General features: G+C 37.6%; 6 protein-coding genes. All 6 read right to left on the reverse strand.

Going from position 1 to position 9084, the window contains the following annotated elements:
• Positions 1-54: 54 nt before the first annotated feature.
• Entirely contained in the window at positions 55-5010 is a 4956-nt protein-coding gene (locus HMPREF1865_RS06885; RefSeq protein WP_462218735.1) for a TonB-dependent receptor domain-containing protein, read from the reverse strand.
• 305 nt (positions 5011-5315) lie between these two features.
• Positions 5316-6206 carry a helix-turn-helix domain-containing protein gene (locus tag HMPREF1865_RS06890; protein ID WP_060919655.1) on the reverse strand — a complete coding sequence of 297 codons (891 nt, stop codon included), beginning with the start codon at positions 6204-6206 and terminating at the stop codon, positions 5316-5318.
• Between the two features lie 257 nt (positions 6207-6463).
• Positions 6464-6859, reverse strand: a complete 396-nt coding sequence (locus HMPREF1865_RS06895; protein WP_060919656.1) for a YbaN family protein — start codon at positions 6857-6859, stop codon at positions 6464-6466.
• Complete coding sequence (locus HMPREF1865_RS06900) at positions 6859-8226, reverse strand: PTS ascorbate transporter subunit IIC (RefSeq protein WP_060919657.1); 1368 nt, start codon at positions 8224-8226, stop codon at positions 6859-6861. The genes HMPREF1865_RS06895 and HMPREF1865_RS06900 overlap by 1 nt, the downstream gene beginning before the upstream one ends.
• A 30-nt stretch (positions 8227-8256) precedes the next feature.
• On the reverse strand, positions 8257-8532 hold the full coding sequence (locus tag HMPREF1865_RS06905) for a PTS sugar transporter subunit IIB (RefSeq protein ID WP_009351056.1): 276 nt from the start codon (positions 8530-8532) through the stop codon (positions 8257-8259).
• 21 nt (positions 8533-8553) lie between these two features.
• Complete coding sequence (locus HMPREF1865_RS06910; RefSeq protein WP_060919658.1) at positions 8554-9009, reverse strand: PTS sugar transporter subunit IIA; 456 nt, start codon at positions 9007-9009, stop codon at positions 8554-8556.
• Between the last annotated feature and the right edge of the window lie 75 nt (positions 9010-9084).

The following is a 9084-nucleotide window of genomic DNA, read 5'->3' on the forward strand; positions in this document are numbered from 1 at the left end:
ATATCTACTCCGAATAGACCAAAAATATACGTTTTGGACAAATCGGACTATTTTTTAGAATTTATACGTCATTTGGAAACGAGTATAATTCCCAAGTTTGAAGTTTTCAGATCCATATAATGTGTCTCGTTTATTGATCCCTTTTGCATCAAATGTATAGAATGCTTGTAAAAGTAGATCTTTAGTTGGTACATAGCCACCACCGAAGGTAAAGCTCTTAATACCATCTAAATAACGATCAGGTACAGCTTCTGTGCCATTTCCGCCGAAGAAGGAACCATGCCCGAAGTACTTATAATCCACATAAGCATTCCAAGAACCTGGTTTATTCATATCTACACGACCTACATCAAAGCGCAATGCCCAGAAGTGAGGTGTCCCACCTACATCGCGACCTTTAATATCGAATTGAGATGAACTAGCCTTATGTTCATAATGAGTATTGCCATTCATGAAGCGACCATAGTCACTACGGTTTTGACCATAGTCGAAGGAAATGCTTGCATTATGGTTTAATTGATACTTAGCACCTACACCAAATACATTAGCCACATTGTTAAACTCATGTTCTTCAGTAGCATTACCATTAGCTGTATAGAAACGATAGTCGCTACCGCCAAAGGAGCGTAAGTACCAAGCAGCTAAACCAAGACGAGGCGTTACCATATGTTTAACTTGAACATATGCAGCCTTATCAATTGGTGGTACTGTATCTTGTTGTAATACAACACCTGTCGTTGGGATAACATTACCTGTGTATTTACCTAATGCTTCCCTAGGCAATCTACTATACCCATCAGCCTTTTCAAGAAGACGAGTCAAACCATTGAAATAGGACGCTAGTAATTGTGGATAATGATCGCTATTTTTTACGTTAATAACATTAGATAAGCCATAATCTTTAACATCAACAGAGTTAACTTTATAAATATTATTTTCTAGGCCATCAAAAGCATTATCTTCGAAGCTAATTGTATAGGTAGCATCTTTGTTAAAGATAAGGGCTGCACGCTCTTGAGCCGTTTTACGATACGCGGCCTCAATAGCAGCTTTATTTTTATTGTACCAATTAGTTAAGAATGTTTTGCCATTATCCGCTAATACAGAAGTATCACTTAATTTAACTTCAAATAATGGATCATTTTCAGTTAAACCAATTTTGCCTGCAGCAATCTTAGTATTGATTGTGCCTTCATCAGGAACCCATTGTTCAGTGTCCTCATCGTAACGCTTATCTTTATAAGCGAACTTAACATTGACTTCTGGCATTTCAAGCAATACTTTTTGCTTATCTGCATCAGCACCATAAGCTTTTGCAACGATTTCTTGCATACGACGAACTACATCGAACTGAGCAGCTCTCAATGGTTCACGCTCTTTTGCAACCCGTGCCTCAACATCTGGCAATTGAGCTTGTAGTTTCGCAAGATCTGCTTTTAATGGAGCTAATTGATCAGCTGGTAACTCATCAATAAACTCTTTCCACCAAATATCGGAATTGAGATCATCAATTTTTTGTTTCAATGCCTTAACTTCGCCTTCTAAGGCACCTTCTTTATCACGCAATGCCTTCAATTGTTGGTAGAAGTTAATCTTATCCCCAGCTTCAGGTATGATAAGTTCTTTATTACTACCATCAGTATCGCCTGTGATGCCCAAGAATTCATCTACTGTAGGAACGCGTTTGAAGTTTGTATAAATTGCATGAGTATAAGCACTATCACTAATTCCAGTGCTATGTTTAAAGGTACCTACACCAACGCGAACTTGTGTATCTTTATTAGTCCATACACTGCGAATGCCATCATACTCTTTATTGAACCAATAACCGGTAACACCCATAGATTCAGTAATACGACCAGCACTGTGATCCCATTTAGAGCCGTGATGTGTTACATCAAGTTCTTCTAAACGTTGATGATTGAAACCTTTAGAACCTTCTGTTTCATGACTACTATCTACACCAGGTTGTCCAGAAGCACTACCTACAACACGTACATTAGTATTATCGTTAATACGAGCATCTACACCAACTCGAATACGTTGATTTAAGCCATGTTCTTTGCGATCTGCCAAGTTTTTCGCCGCATCATCGGCCACATAGCTCGTTGGAGTTACTTTTGTTTCAGGTCGATCAGAACCTAAGTGGCTATCATTACGTACACGATAGTCGCCTACTAGCTCTACACCACGAGATTTAGATTCATCAAATGGACGTGTAATAAAATCACTAAGCACTGCTGGTGGTAATGCTTCCAATTGTTCTTTAGTAAGTTTTGCTTTACTTTCACCAGAGCCTACGCCAAATTTCATATTTAAGCCGACGCGATATACACGGGCGGATAATGCACGGTTATCATCTCGGTGGTTAAATAGATTATCAATACCAAAGTATACACGAGAGTCTTTATTGATTTTCTTTTGAACCATAAAGTTCCAAATACCATATGTCTTACGCTCGTACATATCGGCACTACGTTTATTGTTCAAGTTATATCGAATAACAGATTTATTAGAATCGTTAGGATCGATATAAGACACCATGTAATTACCACCACCAGATAGAGAGTTACTATCTAACATGCGAATGTAGTAATCGCCCCATAAGCTACCGCTCCAACCGCTCGCCTTATCTTCAAAGTCAACACCAATATCGATTTTATGACGTGGCTTATCTAATAATTCACGCGGCATATCCTTGTCACTCTTATTGAGGGCACGCAAGTATGTATAACCTAATCGAGCTTTCCAATGCTTATTCAAAGTTTGCTTTACTTCAAATTGAAGGCCTGTAATTTGAGCTTTACCAATATTGCGGAAGCTATAAATCATATCAGGTGCATGAGCAAATTTAGAAGCCCCTAACGTAGTGGATTCATCGTATTGTGGATGGAAGTCCATCAAATATCCAGTGTTATAAACAGACATATAATTGCGGATATTATTATGGAACACACCGATCTTAGCATAGGTGTTTTTATTTTCCCCTTCCAAAGATAAATCAAAGTTCATTGATTTCTCTGGTTTAAGGTTTGGATTACCTACCCAGTACCAACCAAGTCGAGCTTCACCGCCACCGATGGTAGCAAAGGTAATATTAGGACCATACATTTCCCAGTTATAATACAATTCACCCATACCTGGTTCTGTGTAGCTAGTGCCTACATTCGCTTTTAATCGACGATGTACATTACCTTTTACATTATGAGTCATGCCCAAGTTAAAAGACAAATTTGAACCAAACTTATCACTATGATCTAAGCGTACAATTGGTGATAAAGTAGTATTTTTATTAACCTGCCAAGAGTCTTGCACATAGAAATTAAACTTCTTAATTTCTGCACGACCAGCTGTTTGTTGATTTACACGTTTTAAATACTCTTCTTTAAAGTAAGAGCCATTTAATTTCAATTTTGTATTGTCAAAGCCAGATACCGCTCCGTAGTAGAAGCTTGGCAAATACGCATCGTGCAATGCAGGATAGTACTTGCCATTTTCATCTGTTTTACCTTCTTTATTAGCATGGTAATCAGCGATGAAGTCTTTGTTTTCCTCCAATAAGCGTTTTGCAAATTGTTGGTATCGTGCATATGCTTCAGGATTAAGTTTTTTCAATGTCCGTTCAGTAGTTGGACCATCGACTTTCCCCATGACAGCAGAGGAATCATTATCATTAGAATCTAAATATTGAACATACTCTTCATAGGTGAATTCAGGCAACGTACTAGGTGTATTTTTATCGCCGTTATACCACTCCTTCTCCTTATTCCATTGTTCTACGCCAGCTTCATTCTTTTTGAAAGAATGGTCATAAATTGTAGAAGATGGAACGCCATTTTTAACGGCTAAACTTTTATCATAATCCCACGGATCGATGTGACGCTTATAAGTTGTTGGTGCATTTTTAAGACGGCTACCTTCACCAGTTTCACGAACAAAACCAACACCATAGGATAAAAGATGATCTTTATTAAGCTGTGTATCAGCACTAAGTTTTAAATTCCATTGACGATGATTTACATTATCTACATAATTTAATGTATTTTTACCTTCATACGTACTATTGCCATAATCACTTGTTAAAGTTAAATCATCTTCTTTTGTACGTGTATAATTTACTTCCGCACTCCATGAGCTTTTCTTATCTTTGCCAGTATAGCTCAAGTTAAAATTATTTCGGTCTAAATCGCGTTTGTAATGAACTTGTGGTTCCATGAAGGAATCACTACGTTTCACATAACGCTCTAAGTCTTCGTTATACCGATCAATACGAAGACCTAAAGAGTGATTTTCGTTAAAGTCATATGTGGCTCCAAGTCCCACATTGGAGTTTGTGCCATAGTAACGCAAAGAATTCTTTAAGAAGCCATGGTCTTCATCGCTAGCCATTGTCGTTGCACGACGTGCTTCACTAGCATAAATAGGCATAATATCACGTTTACTACCGTGAATATTAACTTTTAACTTACCTAAAGAGCCAGAATCAGCGCGCATAAAGAAATTAGAGTATGGCACGACATCGCCATCCCCTTTTTCTCTACGACCTTCCGCATTAAACTGAATGGACGCATTCTTCTTTGGCTTATTTGTAATAACATTGATAACGCCACCAATCGCATCAGAGCCATACTTGGCACTAGCAGCACCTTGAATGACTTCAATACGCTCAACATTTTCCGTACCAAGACGTTGCAATTCATCGCCAGCACCTTGATATTTAGCAAGATCTCCCATAACAGGCTGCCCATCTACTAAGATTAGCGTATGTCGTGGATCAGCACCTCGAATAGATACACCTACACGCCCCATCGAATCAACAGTTCTAGATACACCTGTTTCTGTAAATACAATATCCTCTACAGATTTTGCTTGTTTCTTTGCAATATCTTGCTTTGTAATAATCGTCGTCTGTTGAGACTCTTGTTTTGCTAATTCTTCGGCCCACGTACCTCGAACATGTACAACATCAGTAGTAACTGTTGCATTTTCTGCCAGGGTATTGATAGGCATTTGCAACCAGCATGCAACGGCGCAAGACAATATAAGGTATCGACTACTTCTTCTAAGCCTCCTATTCATTAATATTCCTCCAAAATATATTAAACTTGGTATATAAAAAATACACCTCACTACCACAACAAATGATATTGAAAATCATTTACATCAATGATAGCAAAGTGTATTATGCATATCTACTCCGAATAGACCAAAAATATACGTTTCGGACAATATTAATTTTTTATAAATTATGAATTCTACTTTAAGTTACTACATTTTTAAGTAATATTAATAATATGAATTCCCAATCATTTTATTTATACCTTACGATAGGCACTTGGCGTTACACCAGTAGCTTCTTTGAATGCACCAGTAAACTTACTACCGTTCTCGTAGCCTACTGCATTAGCAATCTCTAAAATAGATTGATCTGAATCTTGAAGCAATCGCTTAGCCGCATTAATACGACATTCTTTTAGATATTGATGTATGGTTGTACCATATACACCTTTAAAGCAACGTTTCAACGTCGACGTAGGAATGTCAAACTGCACGGATAAAGAGTCAATAGTAATACGCTTCATATACTGTGTCGATACATATTCACATACAGCTTTTACAATATCGACTTGCTGCTTTCTATAGGTATTTCTTTTTTCATTATTACCTGTAGATATAACAGATAGCAATAAAAAGATTTCAACCACTTTTAATTTAAAATAGTGCTCCTTAATTTGATTCGGCACTTTATATAAACTGGAAAAAATCTGACGAACTGTTTCTGTTTCTTCCATCATCATACCAAAGTCGGAATGCTCACAAAATCGATTTGCTAATTCGGTCAAATCTATTCGAGAATCACTAACAAGTGCATCTAATACAGGTTGAGCTTTTTCAACATCTACTAGCAATACAATCCCTTTAAATAGTTTTGTAGGAAAGTAATTTTCATGTTGGTAAGCTGAGCGTGTATGCCACCCTAACGACATATCCCCTGGGCCCATATATAAATACTCACCAGATGTGAATTTGCACTCAATGCGACCCTCTTCACAATGATTTATGGCAAACGTCTTGGTATGTGATTTAGCATAAAATTGAATCGTCTCTTGTTTCACATCAAGGAACATTAAATCGATACCATCAAATATCGTATGTCTCGACATAGACATTCCTGCATGTGAAACCGCATGATTATGTGGATTCATACTATCACCATATACACAAATACTATAAACATAAACGTTAGTATTATATTATAGTATACTTATTGATAGTCATTGTCAACTTCTAATTACTAATAATTCATATTAAATTTAAAAATATTAACTAGTTTGTTTTAGTAATATAAAACAATTAAGTTCATCGCTAGAACTTATTTTAGTGTACTATAAAATAAGCCTCATGAATTAAACGACAACAATTTAATTCATGAGGCTATATTCAGAACTACGGATGCAAGCTTCTATTTTTTTGTTTTTACAATAAAAGCTAATGCAATTATATGACCAACCCATACGAGGGCCATGACGATAAGAGCAATAGGCATGTCTTGACTGAAATAGGCGCCAACCGCCATTATTGTACTAACAGAAGCGAGAATGGACAACTTTGTCCGCAACGTCAACGCTTTATCGCGCTCATAAGTAGCAACGGTCTTTTGATATAAACTAGATTCCAAAAACATTTTATGGAATCGTTCAGACCCTCGAGCTAAACAAAATAAAGCTAGCATATAAAAAGGAACTGTTGGCAATAGTGGTAATACGATACCTGCTGTACCAAGGCCAAAACTTATTGCACCAATAGTCAGAAATACATATCGTATTACAACATTACTGTGTTGCTCAGTTGTTTTCATTAATCCTCTTCTAAATAATTAATAACTTTACCTTTTGTTTTGATAAAGTTAGGAATAATAAGTACTAAAGCGGCAATAGCTACAATACCATAAATACCAGCCATACCTACCCATTCATACGCATTACCTAATACAAGACCCATTACTGCAAAGTCCGCATCACCAAAGGTTGTATTTTGGAAGCCTAATTGACCAAGAACTGGCAATGCCAAAGCTGGCAAGAATGTAATAGCCAAACCATTTAGGAAAGCACCTACCGCTGCGCCACGACGACCACCAGTAGCATTGCCATAAATACCTGCGGTAGCACCACAGAAGAAGTGTGGTACAAGACCAGGAATAATTAATACGCCACCTACAGCACCAAGTATAAGCATACCGATGATACCACCGATGAAAGAGCTAAGGAAACCTAATACTACTGCAGTTGGAGCGTAGGTAAAGAATACGGCACAGTCTACAGCTGGAATTGCATTAGGGATAATTTTGGTAGCAATCCCTTGGAATGCAGGAATCAAATCGCCTAAGATCATTCGTACACCAGAGTATACGATTGTTACGCCAACGGCAAAGTTCATAGCACTCATAACGGCGTATAAATAAGGGCTCATTTCACCAGATAAAGTAGCGACAAATTCAGAACCTGCTGCAAATGCGGCAATCAAGTAGAATACGATCATAGTCAATGCTGTAGATAATGTTGAGTCGCGTAAGAAGCCCCATTTTTCTGGAATCTCAATATCTTCTGTGCTATCTTCAGCTTTACCAACATATTTAGCAACCCAAGCAGACAAATAATAACCTAAACTACCAAAGTGACCAATCGCAATTTCATCCCCATCAGTCACTTTAGAAGTATAGCTTTGACCAATTGCTGGAGAAATAGCCGACCAAGCACCCATTAAGAAACCACCCACAAGGATGAGCTCCATACCGGCCAAACCCGCTGTACCAAGTACGGCAGACATAAGACAGGCCATAAACAAACTGTGATGACCAGTTAAGAACACATATTTGAACTTGGTGAAACGAGCAATACATAAGTTCATCAATAAGCCTACTACGAGAATAGACATCGTTTCAACGCCAAGTACCTTTTGTGCAACAGCTACGATAGCTTCATTGTTTGGTACCACCCCAGTAATATGGAATCCATGTTCAATCATCTTACCTAACGGATCAAGATTACTAACGATAACGCCAGCACCTGCTGCAAGCATTAAATACCCTAGAATAGGTTTCAATGTGCCCGTCATGATTTTATGAAACGGACGTTTCAAAGCTATTAAGCCTACACATGACATAATACCAATTAAAAGTGCTGGTTGTGACAGCACGTCACGTAAGAACTCTAATACCATTTCCATAACACTACCTCCTATATACAGTTGTTTTAATTATTGAGCAGCTTGTTTTAATGCTTCAAGAACATCTTCTGTGATTTTCTTTTTATTAATATAGCTACGAACAATAGCAATATTTTTCCCTTCAAATTGTTCTGCTAATTCTTTTACAGTAACGATGAGGTCCGCCTTACGTCCTTGAGCCGCATTAAAATCAATAGATTCAACTTGTGCATCAATACCATTTTCAGCGCAAATCTCTTCAATTTTCATCTTTAGCATCAAGCTAGAACCAATACCATTACCGCATACAGTTAATACAGAAATCATACGTGCCTCCTTCTAAACGTATTATTGCTCGTCTAAATGCTCTGCCAAGAATGCTTGTACGTCGTCAATACTTTCAAAGTCAACGGCCGCATCTAAGAATTCTTCATCCTCAAATAAAGTAGCAATATCTGTCAACAATTGAATATGCTCATCTTTGTTAGGAGCACATAAGAATAATGCTACAGATACAGGGTCATTATCAGGACTGCCAAAGTTCAGTGGTTTTTCCAATGTCACTAATGCTGTACCTACGCGCTTTGCTCCATGTTCTGGACGAGCATGTGGCATAGCAAGACCTGGAGCCAATACGATATATGGACCCATTTCACGAACTACCTCAACCATTGCCTCTGTATAAGATGGATCGGTAAAGCCAGAATCAACCATGAGTTGACCACCGTGACGAATTACATCTTCCCACGTTTCGGCGGGATAATGAAAGGATACATTATCCTCAGATAATAAATCTTGTAACAAACTAACACCTCCTAAGCTTACATCTGTACATATAATTCTATTATAGCTATTCTGATAAATTTTTCATATATCAAA

Origin of the sequence: Veillonella parvula (assembly GCF_001553335.1) — a bacterium.
Taxonomy (GTDB): domain Bacteria; phylum Bacillota; class Negativicutes; order Veillonellales; family Veillonellaceae; genus Veillonella; species Veillonella parvula_S.

What these genes read in the sequence shown, in the direction of transcription:
- HMPREF1865_RS06885 (WP_462218735.1), bottom strand. Translation starts at nt 5,010, where the DNA reads ATGCCTATCAATACCCTGGCAGAAAATGCAACAGTTACTACTGATGTT.
- HMPREF1865_RS06890 (WP_060919655.1), bottom strand. Translation starts at nt 6,206, where the DNA reads ATGAATCCACATAATCATGCGGTTTCACATGCAGGAATGTCTATGTCG.
- HMPREF1865_RS06895 (WP_060919656.1), bottom strand. Translation starts at nt 6,859, where the DNA reads ATGAAAACAACTGAGCAACACAGTAATGTTGTAATACGATATGTATTT.
- HMPREF1865_RS06900 (WP_060919657.1), bottom strand. Translation starts at nt 8,226, where the DNA reads ATGGAAATGGTATTAGAGTTCTTACGTGACGTGCTGTCACAACCAGCA.
- HMPREF1865_RS06905 (WP_009351056.1), bottom strand. Translation starts at nt 8,532, where the DNA reads ATGATTTCTGTATTAACTGTATGCGGTAATGGTATTGGTTCTAGCTTG.